Below are 21,155 nucleotides of genomic sequence, written 5' to 3'. Positions count from 1 at the left end.
TTTACTCCTTTTCACTGGGCTCTGGCAGATGCCAGAAATCGAAAAAATTAAACCAGTCGAGCGGCGACATGAGGGCGTAATGCTCCAGCCGCTGCGCGTAGCGATCGACGGTATTCTGCAGCGCCTGCTGGCGTTCACCGCGCGGCAGGTGCAGCGGATCTGCAAACGGTTCACAGTGCAGGACGAGCTTACCCTGCTGGCGCAGGGCAAAAATCAGCACCACCGGGCAGCGCAGGATGGAGGCCAGGATAAACGGCCCCTGTGGGAACGGCGCTGGCTGCCCCATAAACTTACTCCAGATCACCCGCCACTCGCCGCCACGCTGCGGATTCACCGCGATGCGATCGCCCACAATCGCGACCCATTCTCCCCGCTCAAGCTTCTCTTTGATGGCGATCGCGGTGTCCGGGCCGATGTCGGTGACCGACATCAAATTCACGCTGGCCTCGGGCGCCATTTCGCTCATGATCTGCTTAAAGCGCTGGGCGTTCTCGCTGAAGACCAGGGCGGTGATAATTTTGCTGCCGTCCAGCTGGGCCAGAGCCCGGCAGGCTTCTACGTCGCCAAGATGCGAGGCCAGCAGCAGCTTGCCCTGCGGCGCCGCGATATTAAGCGTTTCGCTCGCGCCGGCGGCAAAGACCACGTCGCGATCAAACTTCAGCTCGCCGCGCCAGCTGGCGACCTTATCCAGCATCGCGTTGCCGAAGCGCATAAAATGGAAAAAGCTGTTGAGCCGCGGGGGAACGGGCATGTTCCGCTTATGCAGTTCTTGCTTGACCCTTCCAATCCACTGCCGCGAGGCCTGCCGTGCAGGACGTGCTATAAGCCAGTACACGCCGATCACCGGCCACAGCAGCACGGTAAAGGCCCGCCGACCCAGCAGTTTCCAGACGCGCAGCATCAGGCGCATCCCCCACAGACCCTTGACCTCGTCCTGCTGCGCCCAGTGCTGGCGGCGTCGACGGAAAAGCAGGCCGGGCATGCGGGGCAGCATGCCGAAGAAGAGTCGGGTATGCATCAGGGAGATCCGCACGTTATCTTTTAACGCATCGAAGTGGGACAAGCCGTCCTGCGGGTAGGTGACACGGGTGGGCAAAAAGACGCTGGTGTTGCCCTGCCAGTAAAGACGGACCATCACTTCGGTGTCAAAGTCCATCCGTTTACCGAGCGTTTCACGCGCTGCCAGCCGCAGCGTGGGCGAGACCGGGTAGACCCGAAAGCCGCACATGCTGTCTTTAAGCTGCAGGGATAAGGTCTCAATCCAGACCCAGACGTGGGTTATCCAGCGCCCGTAGAGTCGCGAGCGCGGAATGGAATCATCGTAAATGGGCTGGCCGGAAATCAGCGCGTCCGGGTGGCGCTCCGCCAGCGCCAGCAGTTTGGGGATATCTTCGATGGCGTGTTGGCCGTCCGCGTCCACCTGCACGGCGTGGGTATAGCCCGCGCGCGCGCACTCTTCCAGCCCCCTGATGACCGCGGCACCTTTTCCGGCGTTTTGCGCCAGACGGACCAGCGTCATCTGCGGCTGCTCAGCCGCCAGGCGCTCAAGCTCCTGACGGGTGACTGCGTCGCTGCCGTCATCCACCACCAGGCACGGCAGGCCGAACGGCGCGAGACGTGAGAGCACGCTGGCGATCATGGCGCCGTGGTTGTAGCACGGGATCAGCACGCAGGGGCGGAAGGTTACTGACATAGCCGAATTTTCCCGCTGCTGGCGGTATGGCGCTCAGCCCCTGCGTGACGCTGGTAGCTGAAGGTCAGCATCTGACGTTCAGCATGCCACTCAAGCATCAGCGTCACCGTGGTTTCCGGCAGCAGAGGTGCCTGGAACTTCACGTTTTGAATGCTGTGAAAGCGGTAGCCCGGTGCCAGTAACGTCGTGGCGTAGTGCATCACCCAGTCAAGCTGCGCAACGCCGGGCAGCAGCGGCTGTACGGCAAAATGGCCCTGAAACCAGAACAGCGCCGCGTCGAGATGCAAAACGATCTCCAGCTTCTCCGGCTGTGTCTGGTGGCGCTCAATTTCATGAATTTTCATGAAATAACTCCTCTAACTGCGCATAGACACGCTTGTTCATACTGTTTACCGGCATTTCATCGACAATACGCCAGTAGCGTGGAACGGCGACCGGCTCAAGCCACGGCAGCAGGGCGCGACGCCAGGCGAACTCCTGCGCTTTTTTATCCTGCATATAGCCGCGCTGACGAACCGCTTCGTCCAGGACCAGCAGGGCGCCAATACCCTGACGGCCCCCGCGCGTGACCGGCAGGGCCGCCGCTTCGCAAATGCCGTCGAGCTCCAGCAGGCGACGTTCGATCTCGTTAAGCGAGATGCGCTTTTCTTCAATTTTGACCACCCGCCCGCGACGCCCGGCGATGCTGAAAAGCCCCTCGCTGTCGAAGTGGAGGATATCGTCCAGCTGGAGTCCTTCAGCCTCGTGGATCAGTGGCGACGTGACGCGACAGGCGTCATCTTCCTGATGGAAGATAACGCCGGGGAACGCGAGCCACGGCACGTTATCCTGCTGGCGATGGCGCCAGGCGAGGATCCCGGTTTCGGTGCTGCCATAAATTTCATCCGGGCAGATGTTAAGCCAGCCCGCGGTGGTGGCGACGTCACACCAGGGCAGCATTCCGCCTGCTGAAATCAGCATTCTGACGGGCGGCGCGGGCAGCTCCGTATCCAGGCGCTTCAGGAACGCCGGGCTGCTGATGAACAGGTAATGCCTGTCATGAGGAAGGGCGGCCAGCTGCTCTGCATAGTAGAGCATCGCAGCATGCAGCGGCAGGCCCAGCGCCATCGGCAAGACGATGCGGAAGGTCAGACCGTACAGATGTTGCGGTACGACCGAGGCGACAACGCTACAGCCGGTCAGACGCTCGCCGAAGCGGTCAGCCAGCAGACGGGCTTCGCGATCCAGACTGACGATGTGCTTAATCACCCGACGCGGCGTTCCCGTGGAGCCGGAGGTGAACAGTTCAACAAAGCGGCTTTCGTCAATGTCCGGCAGGGGCGCCCAGTGGCGAGCAGTCTGATGGCTGGAGGCCACCACAACCAGCTTGCCATGGAAATCGAGAGTCCTGTCGCTCAGGACGCCGCTAAACAACGACTGCTGTTCTTCAAGCTGCGAGACGCGGCTATGGCCGGGAATGACCGGCGTTTTACCGGCATGCAGCGAGGCCAGCAGCGCAACGATAAACAGATAGCTGTTTTCAAAGCACAGCGCCCAGCGCTCGCCTTCCTGCTGACGCAGGGTGTCAACCAGCAAGGTCACGTCGTGGCGCAGCTGGCCCAGCGTCCAGGTACGATCGTCAAGCCAGGCAACGGGCATGTCGTCAGGGCGCGGGGCGTTCAACCACTGGCCCAGCGGAAGGGGGTTAGTCATTGTGCATCTCTTTTTTTATCACCCGCTGGCGGACCAGCCACTCGGTCGCCATCAGCGTTCCCATCAGGATATAAGCCACCATACCGTTCCACAGCGTCCACAGATGCAGGTCGCCGTGGAGAACGGTGAACAGCGCCATCGCGCCGTTTCCGATGAAAAAGCCGCACCAGACGAGGGTCACCCTGCGGGTATAGCGCACGCCCTCCGGGGGCAAATCCGGCTCGCGCAAGCGCGCCAGCCGTTCGACCAGCGGCATCGCGGTCCACAGCGAACCGCCAAACACGGCCAGCATCACAAGGTTGACGACCACCGGGTAGAACAGCAGCCACTGGTGGGTTTTCAGCAGGTAGCTTGCCGCGCAGAGCGCAATGCCCGCGAGCGCCACGCACTGCACCACATACCGCATCGGGCCACGGTTCCGCTGTGCCTGACGCAGCCGCAGCAGCAACATCAGCGCCATCACCGGTAACAGCCACTGCAGGCTGTTGTGCGTCAGCCCAAATCCAATCAGAAAAGGCCACGCCAGCAGCATCAGACCCGTCAGCAGTGGGATGAGCGGGAACGTCCGTCCACCACGCACGACGTCTTACTCTTCGCGCAGAAGCTGTTCGACGGCGTCTACCACATCCTGAACGGTACGAACCGATTTGAAGGTTTCCGGCTTGATTTTCTTACCGGTTTTCTTCTGCAGATGAACGATCATGTCCACCGCGTCAATGCTGTCCAGCTCCAGGTCTTCATAAAGACGGGCTTCGGGCGTAATGTCCTGCGGGTCGATTTCAAAGAGCTTGGTCAGAAGGCCGCAGACTTCCTGATAAATGGTTTCTTGTTCAGTCATCGTTCACATCTCAGGCGCGTTGAGCGTTGATAAAGGACGCCAGCGTGGCGACGGAAAAGAAGTGCTGGCGCATCTCTTCGCTTTCGGCAGAAAGCACCACGCCATACTGGTTTTTCACGGCCAGACCCAGTTCCAGCGCGTCAATGGAGTCCAGACCCAGTCCATCGCCAAACAGCGCGGCATCGGTATCAATATCCTCTGCGGTAAGCTCGTCCAGATTCAGCGTGGTGATAATGAGATTCTTAATTTCAAGATAAAGCGCTTGCATCATTAATTCCTGACAAAGATTGAAGGCCTGATGTTAATCGATGCTCCAGATGCCGGTTTAACTGCCTTGCCGCCAGCGCCGGTTCTTGTTCATTTGCATCGTAAAATTCGTCGATGTTCACGCGGTCGCGGACATCCACGGTGAAAACAGGTTTTTCTGGCGGTACATCATACCAGTGACTTTTTTTATCCAGCAGATGTTCGCTACAGTGGATCAGCACCACCCGCAGATCGCTGTTACAGCGCACGGCGATATTAGCCGCGCCGCGCTGGAGGGAGATAGCCTCGCCAAACCGGGTTCGCGTGCCTTCCGGGAAGATCAAAAGCGTGTCGCCCTGAGCCAGACGCTGCTGGCTGGCCGCGAGCAGGGGCTCGGCTTCGCTGTTAATCAGGTAATCCGCCGCGCGGATGACGCCGCTGACAAAGGGATTACGCAGCAGCGCGCTCTTCACCAGACAGTCGGTTTCTGGCATCACCGACGCCAGAATCACGTAGTCAATTAACGTGGGGTGGTTAGCTACCACCAGACAACCCCGATCGCTGCGCAGCGCGTCAAGATTGTGAATGCGATAGTCCAGTACCCCGAGTCCGCGCGCAACGGTCAGGAAGAAACGGAAGCTGGCCGCAATGCTGCGACGCGCCAGACGTCGACGGTTGGCGCGGTCGCGCTGGACGATCAGCAGCAGGTTGAACCAGACCAGCGACAGCAGCAGTCCGCCCACGCCAAACAGCGCGAAGCAGAATCCGGTCATTACCAGACGCCATAACCAGTTGATACGGGCAGCCAGGTGGTTCATGCGCGCGTCCATTGCCACAGCAAACGTTCGCCGGGCACTACAAACTGGCGTTCCTCGCTGAGATAGCGCTGCAGGAACATCAGGCTTTGCGGCAGGGCGGGTTCTTCACCCGCGCTGCCGCTGTGGGTTTCACACTGCAATTCCTGGCCGGATTCAATGACCAGCGCCAGTGCGTAGGGCCAGGTGGGCATCTGCTGCGGTAACGCCGGATGGTAAAATTCCGGCAGCGCGCCGTCAAAATCGACCAGCAAGACGCGGGAGTAGCCGGCATGCAGCAGGCTCAGCACTTCACATAAAGCCTGCTGGAAGGTGTCCAGCCCGGCAGAAATGGATGACGAGACGATGGGCTGGCGTGCGGTAATCGTGAGATTGCCCACCGCCGAGTTGTGCACGGACATGGCGAAGTCGGTGGGCGATACGGACTGGCCGGTTGCCAGAGCATGCAGAATACGGTAGTTGCGCTCCAGCTCACCGTGGCGACTGGAATAGACGACGGCATCAATGGCGTGGTTTTGCAGCATGGCAAGACCAATATCCACCGCCAGCTTGCTGCCTGAATTGAGGCGGCGCGCGGTCATCATGGGTAAAGCGGTCAACCGGGGAAGCGGGGCAGCTGGATCGACGGCCAGCTGCAGGCGAGACCACGCCTGCCACTCTGTGGCATCGCTGAGTCCTGGCGCTCTGGCCTGCCAGTCGATAATGTTCAGTGAAAATTTCATCTACGCGCGTCCGCGAAAAAAACCGTATTCAAAAGGCAGACTGGGCCACCCCGGCAGCTAAGCTGCTCTATTGTTCACGTTTGGTGCATATCAGCAGGGTATGACCGACCCCAAGGTTGTCCAGCCGCTGTTCAACGCTGAAACCTGCGCTCTCCAGGTAGCGATAAAACTTTTCTACGCTGTAAAACCGGCTATTGCCATTCGCCATACAGGTGAAATAGAGCGAGGTGGCATTCAGGCTGAAAGAGGCTGCTTCAAATTTCTGAGCATCCCAGAAAAGCTCCATGATGCACAAACGTGCGCCTGGCTTCATGGCCTGTGCGACGCGCGTCAGCATGGCGACAATCTGATCCGGAGAGAAACAATCCAGGAACTGGCTCATCCACCAGACGTCGGCGTCACCCGGCAATGTTGCTGGGCTAAGCATATCGACAGCATGGAATGCAATACGATGAGAAAAACCTGCTTTTGCGATGTTTTCCTGCGCCAGCGCTATCTGCTGCGGCAGATCGAGGATCGTCACGGCAACATTTTCGTCATAGCGGCAGCAGCGTAACGACCATTTACCCGTATTTCCGCCCACATCGTACAATTTTGTCGGCGAGCTTGCGAATATATATGGCAAAGCCGCGTCAAAAGCGGCGTCGGAATAGTAATGATCAAAGGCGAACCAGCTATCCTTCGCCGGAGCAGGTAATTGGGATAAAGCCGGGTAGATGGTTGGCCAGTTGCCAAACACGGCTAATCCGGCAGGTTTTTCTTCCTGCAGGGCGTCCGCCAGGTGAAATAGCCCCTGGTAACAAACGTCCTGGGTGAAATCCATATTTACGCGGGTCATTTCGTCGTGCAGTAAAAAATGGCCCACTTTCGCCAGGAAATAACGTCCATGCTGTTGGGTTACGATTCGACCGCTTAATCCCATATCCAGCAGTACGCTGACACCATAGCTACCTAGCGTGCTGTGTTCTGTTATTTCCTCAAGGCTGGCACCTTCTTTCCCTTGTTTATCTAGCCAGGCGAGAACGCCTGAGTTACGCAGACAAAGCGCAGTCTGGAATAACATCGGGGCAAAAGCGATGCGTTGCGCTTCGGTAATGGCATCCAGTGCGCTGAGTGTGTCCTTTTCGTACATTACTACGTAACCTTTGAGGATAATAAAGAGAGGTTATCGGGCCATACGCGGCCCGACTTTAGAAAAATATTACAGCGTGGCGCCTGCGGAGAGGTTCAGCTGAATATCGTGGTCGAGGTTATTCACCCAGCGGTTATAATTTTTGTGAATTTTACCGTCTGCCGCTTTCAGATTAAGGCTGTTTTCATAGTTGATTGAATAGCTTGTTGCCGTATACGGAATACTCACCTGGACCGAGTGATCGCGCGACTGCAGACGCCCCTTAATCATTCCCGGGCCCGCTTCCGTCATGATCCAGTCACGTTTTTGGCCTGCTTTCAAAATTGCCGTTTTTACCTGATCGGCAGTATGACCCGCGCTTACAATAGAGTGAACCTGAGCGATTGGGGCGGTACGCGCACAGCCTGCCAGTGCGCCAACGAATACGGCAGCAGCACACCATTTAACGATCTTTTTCATCAACAACTCCATATCAATATTAACAATTAAAGGTAGTGGTATTTACAAATAATATTCATCCGGCTTTCCGTTGGCGCCAGGCGTATTTTTAATCAATATTAATGTTTGCATTACGTTGAAGCGAAGACGGGAATAATAACATGGAAAAATAAGTAACCATTTCATTTTTTATAATTTGCGTTAAATCATAAATTGCGTTTTAGCGTAATGCGCACGACGTAAATAAAAACAGGATGAATATCGCCTTAACGCAAATAAAATACCGCGACGGATTAAGGACGCGGTAATTTACGGTGTATTACTGATGGTTTAAACCTACCTGTACAGGTAGGTCGGTTATCCGGGTAATCGGCTTTTCGGCCTCCCCGGACCGAGCAGGATCGCCAGCTTGCTGCCGCCTTTGGTGGTTTCCATCCAGATTTTACATACGCTGGTCAGGGGAACCGACAGCAGCATACCGACCGGGCCCAGCAGCCATCCCCAAATCAGTAAGGATAAAAATACCACCAGCGTCGACATGCCCAGACGGTGTCCCATCATGCGCGGTTCAAGAATATTGCCCAGCACCATATGCACGACGAGGAACAGCGCGCCGACCAGCATGCATTCGTAGAAACCGTTGAACAGAAACGCCTGAATCATCGGCGGCACGGCGGAAAGCACCGCGCCAATATTCGGCACGTAGTTCAGCAGAAATGCCAGCACGCCCCACATCAGCGCGAACTGCACGTCCATCAGCATCAGGCCCAGCCAGACAATGACCCCGGTCCAGACGCTCAGAAGCGTTTTCAGCGCCAGATATTTTGAGACGCCCTTCAGTGCCCGGTGTAATCCGGCAATGTGAATTTGTGGGTTGTTCAGTGCAAAGCGCAGCTTATAGGGAACGTGGCGGACTTCGAACAGCATAAACACTACCGTCATGACCAGCAGCAGAATGCTGGCCATCGCGCCGGAAAGCCCCGTCATCAAGGTGGTGGCGTAGGTCATGACCTTCTCGGAGTCCATTCTGCGCAGCATCCGTTCGGGTGAAATATGCAGATTAAGAAAGGGTACCATCTCCTGCAGCGCGACAATTTTACGCGTCAGCTCTTTGTTGTACTGCGGCAGCATGGTGGAGAATTCGCTCAGCGATGCCGCCAGTACGCCGAAGAGCGCCGTCAGGCCAATCAGCATAACAATAACCACAATGGTGATGGCTACCGGGCGGCTGACTCCCCGACGTAAAAACCAGGTGACCAGAGGATTAAGCACAATGGCAAAAAAGAGCGCCAGCAGGAGCTGAACAATAATGTCGGCGGCAGCATGAATACCCGCAAGGATAACCACCAGACAGGCGAGTTTTAATAAGATGTGAAGTCCTGCTTTGTCGGACGGGTTAGCGATCATGCGTGTTCCTTAATATGATGACCCGGTAAGTGTAGTGCCCGGGCTTCGCTTCGTCTGGAGCCGTTAATCTGAAAGTCGGTGCTGATTTTCTTATTGCGCCGTGGTAATAGTGAAACACGGTTGTAAAAAATCCAGGTAAAACCCCATGCCCGAACCTGCCGCTGAACCGGCACTGAGCGGATTGCGCCTCAATCTGCGCATCGTTTCCGTTGTGATTTTCAACTTTGCCAGCTATCTGACCATTGGCCTGCCGCTGGCGGTCCTGCCGAGCTATGTCCATGACGTGATGGGCTTCAGCGCCTTCTGGGCGGGGCTGGTCATCAGCCTGCAATATTTCGCCACGCTCCTGAGTCGCCCCCATGCCGGGCGCTACGCGGACCTGTTCGGTCCAAAAAGCATTGTGGTGGTGGGTTTATGCGGCTGTTTCCTCAGTGGCCTGAGCTACCTGCTGGCTGCCGCAACCAGCCACTGGCCGCTGGTCAGCCTGGCGCTGCTCTGCCTGGGCCGCGTCATTCTCGGCATCGGACAAAGCCTGGCGGGAACCGGCTCGACGCTCTGGGGCGTGGGGGTGGTAGGTGCGCCGCACATTGGCCGGGTGATCTCCTGGAACGGGATTGTCACCTACGGTGCAATGGCGCTCGGGGCGCCGCTCGGCGTGGCCTGCTATGCGCTTGGCGGGCTGTATGGGCTGTCTATCGCTATTATGGCGGTCGCGCTGCTGGCAATTCTCTTTGCGCTGCCGCGTCCGAAAGTAAAGGCCAGCAAAGGCAAGCCGCTGCCGTTTCGTGCGGTGCTGGGGCGCGTCTGGCCGTACGGCATGGCGCTGGCGCTGGCAACCACCGGCTTTGGCGTAATTGCGACCTTCATCACCCTGTTCTACGACGCCAAAGGCTGGGACGGCGCGGCCTTTGCGTTAACCCTGTTTAGCTGTGCGTTTGTAGGTGCCCGCCTGCTTTTCCCTAACGGCATCAACCGTCTCGGCGGGCTGAATGTGGCGATGATCTGCTTTGCGATAGAGATTGTCGGGCTGCTGCTGACCGGAATTGCGATGGTGCCGTGGGTCGCCAAAGTGGGCGTGTTCCTCGCGGGGGCTGGCTTTTCCCTGGTCTTCCCGGCGCTGGGCGTGGTGGCGGTAAAAGCCGTGCCGCAGCAGAATCAGGGGGCGGCGCTGGCGACCTATACGGTATTCATGGATATGTCTTTAGGCATTACCGGCCCGCTGGCGGGGCTGGTGATGGCCTGGGCAGGCGTGCCGGTGATCTATCTTGCCGCGGCGGGTCTGGTTGTTATTGCGCTGCTGCTGACGTGGCGGCTAAAAAAATGGCCCCCGGTGCAGGCACCGGAGGCCACGTCATCGTCGTGAAGCGTTACTGGATCACGATGGTGTTAATGATGTTTTCAGCGGCCGTCTGCGCTTTCTGCTGATCTTCCGCTGGCAGGGTGATCTGCAGGGTCAGCAGTTTGTTATCGACCTTGCCCAGCACGACAGAGGAGTAAGCGGTCTGGCCTTTTGCGGAGATGATGCTGTCGAGCTGCTGCAGCTTATGGCCTTTCAGCTCGATGGATTTATTGGTCACGACCTGCAGCTGCGGGTCGCGGCCGCGCTGCTGATCTTCAAGACGTTTGGACAGGACGGCCAGGTCTTCGCTGGTGTCGTCGCCCACAATCACAATGACCGCTTTCTGCCCGGTTGCGTCGGAGTAAACGTGCATGTTGTTCGCCTGGGTGCCCAGCTTGCCGCTCTGGTCAGTCATATCGGCTGGCAGAGAGAAACTGAGTTTGCCATCCATCAGATTCACCGGCTGGCCGGTCGCATTGCTTTCTGCGGATGCGCCCTGAGCAGGCGTTTTCGTGTCGCTGTTATCACAGGCTGCAAGACCCACAACCAGCAGGCCAATCCCGACATATTTAACCAGATTGCGCATTGACTTCTTCCTTTCGATAAACGGCCATAACGGCTCATTCGCTCATCTTATCACAACTGATAAAGCGAACCCTTAACCAGCCTGCAATGCTGTGATTTCAGATTTATCTGCCAGCCTTTTCAGCAGCATATTGAGCAGCACGCCGTACATCGGCAGGAAGAAAACAATGCTGATGAGAACCTTAAAGCAGTAGTCCACCAGCGCGATTTCCATCCAGTGCTCGGCCATGAACGCATCCGGGCTGCGCCAGAAGGCGATGAAGAAGAAGGCCAGCGTATCGCTCACGTTACCGAACAGCGTGGAGGCGGTTGGCGCCATCCACCAGCGATGATTCTGACGCAGGCGGTTAAACACATGCACGTCGAGGATCTGCCCCAGCGCGTAGGCCATAAAGCTTGCCGCGGCGATACGGGCAACGAACAGGTTTAAGTGGGTTAACGCCTCAAAGCCCTGCCAGCTTCCCATATAAAACAGAGACGAAATCACGTACGAGATGAACAGCGCCGGGAGCATGACCGAAAAAATAATACGGCGAGCCAGCGGTGCGCCAAAAATACGCACGGTCAAATCCGTCGCGAGGAAAATAAACGGGAAACTAAACGCGCCCCAGGTGGTATGGAAACCAAAGATGGAGATCGGGAGCTGCACCAGATAGTTGCTGGAGGTGATCACCAGCAAATGGAAAAGCGAAAGCCAGAACAACGCTTTTACGCGCTGAGATTCAGAAAACTGCGTCATATTGTGACCTTTTTATACGTTGGGGTGAGGGAACCCAATAAAAACCGCAGCATGATACTGCTTTGTCAGGACATTGCAATGGTTAGTTTTTACGCAATCGTTAACCTGGTTTGCATTGATCGCAACCGGGCGTAAACTACAGCCGTTTTTATCAGACCGAGAAGATCATGACCGACCTGTTTTCCAGCCCAGACCACACTCTTGATGCCCAGGGCCTTCGCTGCCCGGAACCGGTAATGATGGTACGTAAAACCGTGCGCAACATGCAGACCGGTGAAACGCTGCTGATCGTTGCCGACGACCCGGCCACCACGCGCGATATTCCCGGTTTTTGTACCTTTATGGAGCATGAGCTGGTGGCGCAGCAGACGGAAACGCTGCCGTACCGGTATTTGATTCGTAAGGGTTGAGTGGGCGCCTCTGCTGCCTGATGCCCTCACCCCGGCCCTCTCCCACAGGGAGAGGGAGAAAGTCATCCCTTCATCCACGCCCGAATGCCGTCCAGGAACATCTGCGTTGCCATCATTACCAGAATCAGCCCCATCAGGCGCTCCAGCGCGTTTACCCCTTTCTCACCCAGCAGGCGCAGGAACAGGGATGACTGCAGCAGGATAATAAACGTTCCGCCCCAGGCAATCAGCAGGGCAATCACCAGATGGCTCATCTGGTTCGGATACTGGTGCGACAGCAGCATCAGCGTGGCCAGAATGGTCGGCCCGGCAACGAGGGGAATCGCCAGCGGCACAATAAACGGCTCTTCACCCGCAGGCAGGCCGCTGCTGCTGCCTTCCGCGCTCGGGAAAATCATCTTAATCGCAATCAGGAAAAGAATAATCCCGCCGGAAATCGACACGGTTTCGGCGCGCAGGTTCAGGAATGCGAGGATTTTTTCACCCGCAAACAGGAAGATAAACATCACCAGCAGGGCGATGAGCAGCTCGCGGATCATGATCGCCCGGCGGCGCTTCGGTTCGGTGTGCTTCAGCACCGACATGAAGATCGGCAAGTTACCCAGTGGATCCATAATCAGGATCAATAAAACCGCCGCGGAAATGATTTCACTCATCTTTAAATTATCCCTGATACTTAGTAGTGTTATTTCGATGATTAGCGCTTTTTCTGATTGCCGGGCAATCATCGATTAATTTCGCTTGCGACTTTGGCAGCATTTTGTAATGTGAAGCATATCCCAGTTCAATACTGGCTTGCACAATCAGCACACACCCTCAGCAGGAAAAAAATGCTATGAAAAACGTTGGTTTTATCGGCTGGCGCGGTATGGTCGGCTCTGTACTCATGCAACGCATGGTTGAAGAGCGCGATTTCGACGCTATCCGCCCGGTCTTCTTCTCCACTTCCCAGCTCGGCCAGGCTGCTCCGTCCTTTGGTGGTACCACAGGCACGTTGCAGGATGCTTACGATCTGGAAGCGCTGAAGGCACTCGACATTATTGTGACGTGCCAGGGCGGCGATTATACCAACGAAATCTATCCAAAGCTGCGTGAAAGCGGCTGGCAGGGCTACTGGATTGACGCGGCTTCTTCGCTGCGCATGAAAGATGATGCCATCATTATTCTCGACCCGGTGAACCAGGGCGTGATCACCGATGGCCTGAACAACGGCGTAAAAACTTTTGTTGGCGGCAACTGCACCGTCAGCCTGATGCTGATGTCCCTCGGTGGCCTGTTCGCTCAGGATCTGGTGGAGTGGGTCTCCGTGGCGACCTACCAGGCCGCGTCCGGCGGCGGCGCGCGCCATATGCGCGAGCTGCTGACCCAGATGGGCCAGCTGCACCAGAGCGTTGCGACCGAGCTGGCAAACCCGGCATCCGCTATTCTGGATATCGAGCGTAAGGTCACCCAGCTGACCCGCAGCGGCGAGCTGCCGGTGGATAACTTTGGCGTACCGCTGGCCGGCGGTCTGATCCCGTGGATCGACAAACAGCTTGATAACGGCCAGACCCGCGAAGAGTGGAAGGGCCAGGCAGAGACCAACAAAATCCTCGCGACCGCGAACACCATTCCGGTTGACGGTCTGTGCGTGCGTATCGGCGCGCTGCGCTGCCACAGCCAGGCCTTCACCATTAAACTAAAAAAAGATGTGTCTATTCCGACCGTGGAAGAACTGCTGGCCGCGCATAACCCATGGGCGAAAGTGGTGCCAAACGATCGTGATATCACCATGCGCGAGCTGACCCCGGCTGCCGTTACCGGCACGCTGACCACGCCGGTTGGCCGTCTGCGCAAGCTGAACATGGGGCCGGAGTATCTCTCCGCGTTCACCGTCGGTGACCAGCTCCTTTGGGGCGCCGCCGAGCCGCTGCGCCGCATGCTGCGCCAGCTGGCGTAATAATTTGTTAACTACCGGGGGTGATTTTCACCCCTTTTTTTTGCGTACTACACGGAGTAACACGCGTATGTCTTATTTTTTATCAGGAGTCATCTAGAGCGTTGGCTATGCTTTAAGGAAGAGTCATTTCTTACCTGAGGTTCGAACGGAGCAGAATGGATGCACATTTTTGTGCTGTCCCGTTCAGGTCACATTAAAAGTCGTCCCGGAGCGCTTAAAAAGGACGACATAAAAAACAGGATGAATACCATGTCCGATCGTGTGGATAGAGACGTGATTAATGCGCTTATTGCGGGTCATTTCGCTGACCCCTTTTCTGTGCTTGGGATGCATCGTACTGAGGCGGGTCTGGAAGTTCGGGCGCTATTACCGGATGCCACAGAAGTCTGGGTGATTGAACCCAAAACTGGCCGCAAGGTTGGTAATCTTGAATGCCTCGATTCGCGTGGCTTCTTCTCGGGCGTAATGCCCCGTCGTAAAAACCCTTTTCGCTATCAGCTCGCCGTTCTCTGGCACGGTCAGCAAAACCTGATTGACGATCCTTACAGCTTTGGTCCGCTCTTAAAAGAGATGGACGCCTGGCTGCTCTCCGAAGGAACGCATCTTCGCCCTTATGAAACGCTGGGTGCCCATGCCGATACCATGGATGGCATTACCGGCACGCGGTTCGCCGTGTGGGCGCCTAACGCCCAGCGCGTCTCCGTTGTAGGCCAGTTCAACTACTGGGACGGTCGCCGACACCCGATGCGCCTGCGCCGGGAAACCGGCATCTGGGAGCTGTTTATCCCCGGGGCGCACCCCGGGCAGCTTTATAAATTCGAGATGATCGACGCCAACGGCAAGCTACGCATTAAAGCCGACCCGTATGCCTTCGAAGCGCAGATGCGCCCGGATACCGCGTCGTTGATTTGCGGCCTGCCTGAGAAGGTCGTCCAGACGGAAGAGCGTAAACAGGCCAACCGCTTTGATGCGCCGATCTCCGTCTATGAAGTTCATCTCGGCTCCTGGCGCCGCCACACCGATAACAACTTCTGGCTGAGCTACCGGGAGCTTGCCGACCAGCTGGTGCCGTACGCCAAATGGATGGGCTTTACTCACCTTGAGCTGCTCCCGGTCAATGAACACCCGTTCGACGGCAGCTGGGGCTATCAGCCCACCGGGCTGTATGCGCCAACGCGCCGCTTCGGCACGCGCGACGACTTCCGCTATTTCATTGATGCCGCGCACGCCGCCGGGCTGAACGTCATCCTCGACTGGGTGCCGGGCCATTTCCCTGCGGATGATTTCGCGCTGGCAGAATTTGACGGTACGAAGCTGTACGAGCACAGCGATCCGCGCGAAGGCTATCACCAGGACTGGAATACGCTGATCTACAACTACGGTCGCCGTGAGGTCTCAAACTACCTGGTCGGGAATGCCCTGTACTGGATCGAGCGGTTTGGCATTGATGCCCTGCGCGTCGATGCGGTGGCGTCGATGATCTACCGCGACTACAGCCGCAAAGAGGGGGAGTGGATCCCGAACGAGTTTGGCGGCCGCGAAAACCTGGAAGCCATTGAGTTCCTGCGCAATACCAACCGCATTATCGGCGAGCAGGTGGACGGTGCCGTGACCATGGCGGAAGAGTCGACCGACTTTGCGGGCGTCTCCCGTCCGCCGTCATTGGGCGGCCTGGGGTTCTGGTATAAGTGGAACCTGGGCTGGATGCACGACACGCTCGACTATATGAAGCTGGATCCGGTTCACCGTAAGTATCATCACGATAAGCTGACGTTCGGGATGCTCTACAACTACACCGAAAACTTCATGCTGCCGCTGTCGCACGATGAGGTGGTGCACGGCAAAAAATCCATTCTCGACCGCATGCCGGGCGACGCGTGGCAGAAGTTTGCCAACCTGCGCGCCTATTACGGCTGGATGTTTGCCTTCCCGGGTAAGAAACTGCTGTTCATGGGCAATGAGTTCGCTCAGGGTCGCGAGTGGAACCACGACGCCAGCCTCGACTGGCATCTGCTGGAAGGCGGCGACAACTGGCACCACGGGGTGCAGCGTCTGGTGCGCGATCTGAACCTGACCTATCGCCACCACAAAGCGCTGCACGAGCTGGACTTCGATCCGTACGGCTTTGAGTGGCTGGTGGTGGACGACCATGAGCGCTCGGTGTTTGTCTTTGTGCGTCGTGACAAGGCCGGTAACGAGATCATCGTCGCCAGCAACTTCACCCCGGTGCCGCGCGAACACTACCGCTTCGGCATTAACCAGCCGGGCAAATGGCGTGAAATTCTGAATACCGATTCGATGCACTACCACGGCAGCAACGCCGGTAACGGCGGGCTGGTACAGAGTGACGCCATAGAAAGCCACGGGCGACCCAACTCCCTGAGCCTGACGCTGCCGCCGCTTGGCACCATCTGGCTGATGCGGGAGGGCGAATGACGCAGCTTACGGCAGGTAAACCCGAACCGCTCGGGGCGCGTTTTGACGGAAAGGGTGTCAATTTCACCCTCTTTTCCGCTCACGCCGAGCGGGTTGAACTGTGCGTGTTTGACGGGGAAGGTAACGAGCACCGTTACGATTTACCCGCGCGCACGGGGGATACCTGGCACGGCTACCTGGCCGGAGGACGGCCAGGCATGCACTATGGCTTTCGCGTACATGGTCCGTGGGATCCGGCGCAGGGTCACTGGTTTAACCCGGCGAAGCTGCTGATTGACCCGTGCGCGCACCGCGTGGACGGCGAATTTAAAGATGACCCGCTCTTCCACGTGGGCTACGGCGAGCCCGACCACCGCGACAGCGCGCCCGTCGCGCCAAAAAGCGTGGTGGTGAACGATCTTTATGACTGGGAAGACGATGCCCCGCCGCACACGCCGTGGGGCAATACCGTCATTTATGAAGCCCACGTTAAAGGGCTGACGTACCTGCACCCGTCGATCCCCAAAGAGATGCGCGGCACCTATAAGGCGCTCGGGCATCCCACCATGATCGCCTACCTGAAACATCTCGGTATCACCGCCCTGGAACTGCTTCCCGTTGCCCATTTTGCCAGCGAGCCGCGCCTGCAGCGGCTGGGGCTCAGCAACTACTGGGGCTACAACCCGCTGGCGATGTTCGCGCTCGAGCCGCGCTATGCCGTCCATCCGGAAAAAGCGCGGGACGAGTTCCGCGATGCGGTGAAGGCTCTCCACGCGGCGGGCATTGAGGTCATTCTGGACGTGGTGCTCAACCACAGTGCAGAAAGCGATCTCGACGGTCCGACGCTCTCCATGCGCGGAATTGATAACCGTAGCTATTATTGGATCAGGCAGGATGGCGATTATGAGAACTGGACCGGCTGCGGTAACACGCTCAACCTCAGCCATCCGGCGGTCACGCATTTTGCGTATGAATGCCTGAAATACTGGGTGGAGACGTTCCACGTCGACGGTTTTCGTTTCGACCTGGCGCCCGTGATGGGGCGCACGCCGGCGTTCAGCCGGCAGGCGCCGCTGTTCGAGGCGATAAAAAACTGTCCGGTGCTCTCGCAGGTGAAGCTCATTGCCGAGCCGTGGGACATTGGCGAAGGCGGTTATCAGGTCGGGAATTTCCCGCCGCTGTTTGCCGAGTGGAACGATCACTACCGCGACGCCGTGCGCCGCTTCTGGCTGGAACGCAATCTGTCGCTGGGGGAATTTGCCGGGCGCTTTGCCGCGTCGAGCGATCTCTTTAAGCGCGACGGCAAACGCCCGTCGGCTACCGTCAACCTGTTGACGGCGCACGACGGTTTTACGCTCAGGGACTGCGTTTGTTTCAATCAGAAACACAATGAGGCAAACGGCGAAGAGAATCGCGATGGCACTAACAATAACCATAGCTTTAATCATGGTATAGAAGGGTTAGGCGGAAGCCTCGACGTCATCGAGCGGCGACGCGCCAGCGTTCATGCGCTGCTGACAACGCTTTTACTGTCGCAGGGCACGCCGATGCTGCTGGCAGGCGATGAGCATGGTCACAGCCAGCACGGTAATAACAATGCGTATTGCCAGGACAACACCTTAACCTGGCTCGACTGGGGGGAAGCCAACAGCGGGCTGATTCATTTCACCGCTGCGCTGATCCATCTTCGCCAGCAGATCCCCGCGCTGACCGCCAACAGCTGGTGGGAAGAGGGTGACGGCAACGTTCGCTGGCTGAATAAAGACGCGCAACCGTTAAGCGCGCAAGAGTGGCAACACGGCGTACCACGCCTGCAAATCCTGCTGTCGGATAAATGGCTGGTCACGCTGAACGCGACGGATGACGTCGCAGAGATTGTTTTACCTGACGGGGAGTGGCGCGCCGTTCCCCCCTTTGCCGGAGCGGATAATCCGGTAGTAATGGCTGTCTGGCACGGGCCTGCGCACGGAGTGTGCGTATTCCAAAGATGATAAAAAAGGAGTTAGTCATGGTTAGATTAGAGAAGAACGATCCCTTAATGTTGGCACGCCAGCTACCATTAAAAACGGTTGCCCTGATCCTTGCGGGTGGGCGTGGTACCCGTCTGAAAGATTTGACCATCAAGCGCGCCAAACCGGCTGTTCACTTTGGTGGTAAGTTCCGCATCATCGACTTTGCGCTCTCCAACTGTCTGAACTCGGGCATTCGCCGCATCGGCGTCATTACGCAGTATCAGTCGCACACGCTGGTTCAGCATATCCAGCGCGGCTGGTCATTCTTCAGCGAAGAGATGAACGAGTTTGTCGATCTCCTTCCTGCTCAGCAGCGCGTTCACGGCGAGAACTGGTACCGCGGTACGGCGGATGCGGTGACCCAGAACCTCGACATTATTCGTCGCTATAACGCGGAATACATCGTGATCCTCGCCGGGGACCACATCTACAAGCAAGATTACTCCCACATGCTGATCGACCACGTCGAAAAAGGGGCGCGCTGCACCGTGGCGTGTCTGCCTGTGCCCGTTGCCGAAGCGACGGCGTTTGGCGTCATGCACGTGGATGCCGACGACAAAATTATCGACTTCGTTGAAAAACCGGCGAACCCGCCAACGATGCCGGGCGATGACACCAAATCGCTCGCCAGCATGGGGATCTATGTCTTTGACGCAGATTATCTTTATGAGCTGCTGGAAGAAGACGACAAAGACGAAAACTCCAGCCACGACTTCGGTAAAGACATCATTCCGAAAATCACGAAAGCTGGCATGGCGTATGCACATCCATTCCCGCTGTCCTGCGTACAGTCCGATCCGAATGCGGAACCCTACTGGCGCGATGTGGGAACGCTGGAAGCTTACTGGAAAGCGAACCTCGATCTGGCATCGGTCACGCCTGAACTGGATATGTATGACCAGAACTGGCCGATTCGTACCCATATGGAGTCGCTACCGCCGGCCAAATTCGTGCAGGACCGCTCCGGCAGCCACGGTATGACGCTGAACTCGCTGGTGTCCGGCGGGTGCATTATCTCCGGTTCGGTCGTGGTGCAGTCGGTGTTGTTCCCGCGCGTGCGGATAAATTCATTCTGTAATATCGATTCGGCAGTCTTGTTGCCGGATGTCTGGGTAGGGCGCTCGTGTCGTCTGCGTCGTTGCGTGATCGACCGTGCCTGCGTCATCCCTGAAGGGATGGTCATTGGGGAGAATGCGGAAGAAGACGCGCGTCGTTTCTACCGTTCGGAAGAGGGGATCGTGTTAGTCACACGGGAAATGTTGCGGAAGCTGCAGATCAAACAGGAGCGATGATGCAGGTTTTACACGTATGTTCTGAGATGTTCCCGTTATTAAAAACGGGCGGACTGGCAGATGTGCTTGGCGCATTACCGGCGGCGCAAATCGCCGGAGGCGTGGATACCCGAGTCCTGCTGCCCGCCTTTCCGGATATCCGGCGCGGTATACCCGATGCAAAAGTGGTGACCCGCCGTGAAACGTTTGCCGGACGCATTACCCTGCTGTTTGGACATTACAATGGCGTAGGGATTTACCTGATCGACGCGCCGCACTTATACGATCGCCCGGGCAGCCCGTATCACGATACGAACCTGTTCGCCTACACCGACAACGTGCTGCGCTTTGCGCTGCTCGGCTGGGTTGGAGCAGAAATGGCGACGGGGCTGGATCCGTTCTGGCGTCCGGATGTGGTGCACGCGCACGACTGGCACGCCGGGCTTGCCCCGGCGTATCTCGCCGCGCGCGGCCACCCGGCGAAATCGGTCTTTACCGTGCATAACCTTGCCTATCAGGGGATGTACTACGCCCATCACATGAATGACATCGATCTGCCATGGTCGTTCTTTAACATGCACGGTCTGGAGTTTAACGGGCAGATCTCGTTCCTGAAGGCGGGGCTGTACTACGCCGATCACATCACGGCGGTGAGCCCGACCTACGCGCGTGAGATCACCCAGCCGGCGTTTGGCTACGGCATGGAAGGGTTGCTGCAGCAGCGCCATCGCGAAGGCCGCCTGTCGGGTATTCTGAACGGCGTGGATGAACAGATCTGGAGCCCGGAAACCGATCTCCTGCTGGCGGCGCGCTATGGCCGTGATTCCGTGGAAGACAAAGCGGAAAACAAACGCCAGCTGCAGATTGCGATGGGCCTGAAGGTGAACGACAAAGTGCCGCTGTTCGCCGTCGTGAGCCGCCTGACCAGCCAGAAAGGGCTGGATCTGGTGCTGGAGGCGCTGCCCGGTTTACTGGAGCAGGGCGGACAGCTGGCGCTGCTCGGCGCGGGCGATCCGGTGCTGCAGGAAGGTTTCCTTGCCGCCGCTGCGGAACACCCGGGGCAGGTGGGCGTGCAGATTGGCTACCACGAGGCGTTCTCGCACCGAATTATGGGCGGCGCGGACGTCATTCTGGTGCCAAGCCGTTTCGAACCCTGCGGCCTGACGCAGCTTTATGGTCTGAAATACGGCACGCTGCCGCTGGTGCGCCGCACGGGCGGACTGGCGGATACCGTATCCGACAGCTCTCTGGAAAATCTGGCGGACGGTATCGCCAGCGGGTTTGTCTTTGAGGACAGTAATGCCTGGTCGCTGCTTCGGGCGATTCGGCGTGCTTTCGTCTTGTGGTCCCGTCCATCACTCTGGCGTTACGTTCAGCGTCAGGCGATGTCCATGGACTTTAGCTGGCACGTCGCGGCGCAGTCATACCGCGATCTCTATCAACGCTTGATGTAACGAGGCGA

General features: G+C 57.5%; 21 protein-coding genes. 7 read left to right on the top strand and 14 right to left on the bottom strand.

The window, feature by feature from the left end; all coding sequences use genetic code 11:
• Position 1: 1 nt before the first annotated feature.
• From AB3N39_RS19535 to AB3N39_RS19485, 11 genes are all read right to left on the bottom strand, one after another.
• Complete coding sequence (locus tag AB3N39_RS19535; protein ID WP_136195954.1) at positions 2 to 1,693, bottom strand: glycosyltransferase; 1,692 nt, start codon at positions 1,691 to 1,693, stop codon at positions 2 to 4.
• Positions 1,684 to 2,037 carry a hydroxymyristoyl-ACP dehydratase gene (locus AB3N39_RS19530; protein ID WP_111963741.1) on the bottom strand — a complete coding sequence of 118 codons (354 nt, stop codon included), beginning with the start codon at positions 2,035 to 2,037 and terminating at the stop codon, positions 1,684 to 1,686. Before AB3N39_RS19530 ends, AB3N39_RS19535 begins: the two co-directional genes overlap by 10 nt.
• On the bottom strand, positions 2,024 to 3,385 hold the full coding sequence (locus AB3N39_RS19525; protein WP_133295274.1) for an AMP-binding protein: 1,362 nt from the start codon (positions 3,383 to 3,385) through the stop codon (positions 2,024 to 2,026). Before AB3N39_RS19525 ends, AB3N39_RS19530 begins: the two co-directional genes overlap by 14 nt.
• Complete coding sequence (locus AB3N39_RS19520) at positions 3,378 to 3,965, bottom strand: hypothetical protein (protein ID WP_133295273.1); 588 nt, start codon at positions 3,963 to 3,965, stop codon at positions 3,378 to 3,380. The genes AB3N39_RS19525 and AB3N39_RS19520 overlap by 8 nt, the downstream gene beginning before the upstream one ends.
• Before the next feature lie 6 nt (positions 3,966 to 3,971).
• Positions 3,972 to 4,223: an acyl carrier protein gene (locus tag AB3N39_RS19515; protein WP_024908875.1), complete on the bottom strand. Its 252-nt coding sequence runs from the start codon at positions 4,221 to 4,223 to the stop codon at positions 3,972 to 3,974.
• 10 nt (positions 4,224 to 4,233) lie between these two features.
• Positions 4,234 to 4,491 (bottom strand): phosphopantetheine-binding protein, encoded by a 258-nt coding sequence (locus AB3N39_RS19510; protein WP_008503081.1) that lies wholly within the window; start codon positions 4,489 to 4,491, stop codon positions 4,234 to 4,236.
• A complete protein-coding gene (locus AB3N39_RS19505) occupies positions 4,472 to 5,287 on the bottom strand; it encodes a 1-acyl-sn-glycerol-3-phosphate acyltransferase (RefSeq protein WP_133295272.1) in 816 nt (271 codons plus the stop codon). Before AB3N39_RS19505 ends, AB3N39_RS19510 begins: the two co-directional genes overlap by 20 nt.
• On the bottom strand, positions 5,284 to 6,006 hold the full coding sequence (locus AB3N39_RS19500) for a beta-ketoacyl synthase chain length factor (RefSeq protein WP_133295271.1): 723 nt from the start codon (positions 6,004 to 6,006) through the stop codon (positions 5,284 to 5,286). Before AB3N39_RS19500 ends, AB3N39_RS19505 begins: the two co-directional genes overlap by 4 nt.
• A gap of 67 nt (positions 6,007 to 6,073) precedes the next feature.
• The gene (locus AB3N39_RS19495) at positions 6,074 to 7,138 is read right to left on the bottom strand and encodes a methyltransferase (protein WP_111963746.1); all 1,065 of its coding nucleotides are present in this window, start codon (positions 7,136 to 7,138) and stop codon (positions 6,074 to 6,076) included.
• A 69-nt stretch (positions 7,139 to 7,207) separates the two neighbouring features.
• Entirely contained in the window at positions 7,208 to 7,597 is a 390-nt protein-coding gene (locus tag AB3N39_RS19490; protein WP_111963747.1) for a hypothetical protein, read from the bottom strand.
• A gap of 336 nt (positions 7,598 to 7,933) precedes the next feature.
• The gene (locus tag AB3N39_RS19485; protein ID WP_023309517.1) at positions 7,934 to 8,983 is read right to left on the bottom strand and encodes an AI-2E family transporter; all 1,050 of its coding nucleotides are present in this window, start codon (positions 8,981 to 8,983) and stop codon (positions 7,934 to 7,936) included.
• A 145-nt stretch (positions 8,984 to 9,128) separates the two neighbouring features.
• On the opposite strand from AB3N39_RS19485, the gene AB3N39_RS19480 reads away from it, so the two are divergent.
• Positions 9,129 to 10,346 (top strand): MFS transporter, encoded by a 1,218-nt coding sequence (locus AB3N39_RS19480; RefSeq protein WP_133295270.1) that lies wholly within the window; start codon positions 9,129 to 9,131, stop codon positions 10,344 to 10,346.
• 4 nt (positions 10,347 to 10,350) lie between these two features.
• Here AB3N39_RS19480 and AB3N39_RS19475 read toward each other — a convergent pair whose 3' ends face one another.
• Together AB3N39_RS19475 and AB3N39_RS19470 are read right to left on the bottom strand one after the other, a co-directional pair.
• On the bottom strand, positions 10,351 to 10,908 hold the full coding sequence (locus AB3N39_RS19475) for a DcrB family lipoprotein (RefSeq protein ID WP_008503073.1): 558 nt from the start codon (positions 10,906 to 10,908) through the stop codon (positions 10,351 to 10,353).
• A 72-nt stretch (positions 10,909 to 10,980) separates the two neighbouring features.
• Entirely contained in the window at positions 10,981 to 11,646 is a 666-nt protein-coding gene (locus AB3N39_RS19470) for a 7-cyano-7-deazaguanine/7-aminomethyl-7-deazaguanine transporter (protein ID WP_367896961.1), read from the bottom strand.
• Positions 11,647 to 11,813: 167 nt separating this feature from the next.
• Between AB3N39_RS19470 and tusA the strand changes: the two genes are divergently transcribed.
• A complete protein-coding gene (gene tusA / locus AB3N39_RS19465; protein WP_017693840.1) occupies positions 11,814 to 12,056 on the top strand; it encodes a sulfurtransferase TusA in 243 nt (80 codons plus the stop codon).
• Positions 12,057 to 12,118: 62 nt separating this feature from the next.
• Here the strand turns inward: tusA and yhgN are convergent, their stop codons facing one another.
• Positions 12,119 to 12,712: an NAAT family transporter YhgN gene (gene yhgN / locus AB3N39_RS19460; RefSeq protein ID WP_003861574.1), complete on the bottom strand. Its 594-nt coding sequence runs from the start codon at positions 12,710 to 12,712 to the stop codon at positions 12,119 to 12,121.
• 179 nt (positions 12,713 to 12,891) lie between these two features.
• Between yhgN and asd the strand changes: the two genes are divergently transcribed.
• The 5 genes from asd (at position 12,892) to glgA (ending at position 21,147) form a co-directional block, all read left to right on the top strand.
• Positions 12,892 to 13,995: an aspartate-semialdehyde dehydrogenase gene (gene asd / locus AB3N39_RS19455; protein WP_033146834.1), complete on the top strand. Its 1,104-nt coding sequence runs from the start codon at positions 12,892 to 12,894 to the stop codon at positions 13,993 to 13,995.
• 249 nt (positions 13,996 to 14,244) lie between these two features.
• A complete protein-coding gene (glgB, locus tag AB3N39_RS19450; protein WP_133295269.1) occupies positions 14,245 to 16,431 on the top strand; it encodes a 1,4-alpha-glucan branching enzyme in 2,187 nt (728 codons plus the stop codon).
• Entirely contained in the window at positions 16,428 to 18,401 is a 1,974-nt protein-coding gene (gene glgX / locus AB3N39_RS19445; protein WP_115876841.1) for a glycogen debranching protein GlgX, read from the top strand. Before glgB ends, glgX begins: the two co-directional genes overlap by 4 nt.
• Positions 18,402 to 18,418: 17 nt before the next feature.
• Positions 18,419 to 19,714, top strand: a complete 1,296-nt coding sequence (glgC, locus tag AB3N39_RS19440; protein ID WP_008503066.1) for a glucose-1-phosphate adenylyltransferase — start codon at positions 18,419 to 18,421, stop codon at positions 19,712 to 19,714.
• Positions 19,714 to 21,147, top strand: coding sequence for a glycogen synthase GlgA (gene glgA / locus AB3N39_RS19435; RefSeq protein ID WP_008503065.1), 1,434 nt, complete (start codon positions 19,714 to 19,716; stop codon positions 21,145 to 21,147). The genes glgC and glgA overlap by 1 nt, the downstream gene beginning before the upstream one ends.
• Positions 21,148 to 21,155 lie beyond the last annotated feature (8 nt).

The organism is Enterobacter vonholyi, from assembly GCF_040834095.1.
Taxonomy (GTDB): domain Bacteria; phylum Pseudomonadota; class Gammaproteobacteria; order Enterobacterales; family Enterobacteriaceae; genus Enterobacter; species Enterobacter vonholyi.
This window is presented reverse-complemented; position numbering and strand designations above follow the sequence as displayed.

Coding starts and splice junctions, on each gene's coding strand:
- AB3N39_RS19535 (WP_136195954.1), bottom strand. CDS start 1,693: ATGTCAGTAACCTTCCGCCCCTGCGTGCTGATCCCGTGCTACAACCAC.
- AB3N39_RS19530 (WP_111963741.1), bottom strand. CDS start 2,037: ATGAAAATTCATGAAATTGAGCGCCACCAGACACAGCCGGAGAAGCTG.
- AB3N39_RS19525 (WP_133295274.1), bottom strand. CDS start 3,385: ATGACTAACCCCCTTCCGCTGGGCCAGTGGTTGAACGCCCCGCGCCCT.
- AB3N39_RS19515 (WP_024908875.1), bottom strand. CDS start 4,223: ATGACTGAACAAGAAACCATTTATCAGGAAGTCTGCGGCCTTCTGACC.
- AB3N39_RS19510 (WP_008503081.1), bottom strand. CDS start 4,491: ATGCAAGCGCTTTATCTTGAAATTAAGAATCTCATTATCACCACGCTG.
- AB3N39_RS19505 (WP_133295272.1), bottom strand. CDS start 5,287: ATGAACCACCTGGCTGCCCGTATCAACTGGTTATGGCGTCTGGTAATG.
- AB3N39_RS19500 (WP_133295271.1), bottom strand. CDS start 6,006: ATGAAATTTTCACTGAACATTATCGACTGGCAGGCCAGAGCGCCAGGA.
- AB3N39_RS19495 (WP_111963746.1), bottom strand. CDS start 7,138: ATGTACGAAAAGGACACACTCAGCGCACTGGATGCCATTACCGAAGCG.
- AB3N39_RS19490 (WP_111963747.1), bottom strand. CDS start 7,597: ATGAAAAAGATCGTTAAATGGTGTGCTGCTGCCGTATTCGTTGGCGCA.
- AB3N39_RS19485 (WP_023309517.1), bottom strand. CDS start 8,983: ATGATCGCTAACCCGTCCGACAAAGCAGGACTTCACATCTTATTAAAA.
- AB3N39_RS19480 (WP_133295270.1), top strand. CDS start 9,129: ATGCCCGAACCTGCCGCTGAACCGGCACTGAGCGGATTGCGCCTCAAT.
- AB3N39_RS19475 (WP_008503073.1), bottom strand. CDS start 10,908: ATGCGCAATCTGGTTAAATATGTCGGGATTGGCCTGCTGGTTGTGGGT.
- AB3N39_RS19470 (WP_367896961.1), bottom strand. CDS start 11,646: ATGACGCAGTTTTCTGAATCTCAGCGCGTAAAAGCGTTGTTCTGGCTT.
- tusA (WP_017693840.1), top strand. CDS start 11,814: ATGACCGACCTGTTTTCCAGCCCAGACCACACTCTTGATGCCCAGGGC.
- yhgN (WP_003861574.1), bottom strand. CDS start 12,712: ATGAGTGAAATCATTTCCGCGGCGGTTTTATTGATCCTGATTATGGAT.
- asd (WP_033146834.1), top strand. CDS start 12,892: ATGAAAAACGTTGGTTTTATCGGCTGGCGCGGTATGGTCGGCTCTGTA.
- glgB (WP_133295269.1), top strand. CDS start 14,245: ATGTCCGATCGTGTGGATAGAGACGTGATTAATGCGCTTATTGCGGGT.
- glgX (WP_115876841.1), top strand. CDS start 16,428: ATGACGCAGCTTACGGCAGGTAAACCCGAACCGCTCGGGGCGCGTTTT.
- glgC (WP_008503066.1), top strand. CDS start 18,419: ATGGTTAGATTAGAGAAGAACGATCCCTTAATGTTGGCACGCCAGCTA.
- glgA (WP_008503065.1), top strand. CDS start 19,714: ATGCAGGTTTTACACGTATGTTCTGAGATGTTCCCGTTATTAAAAACG.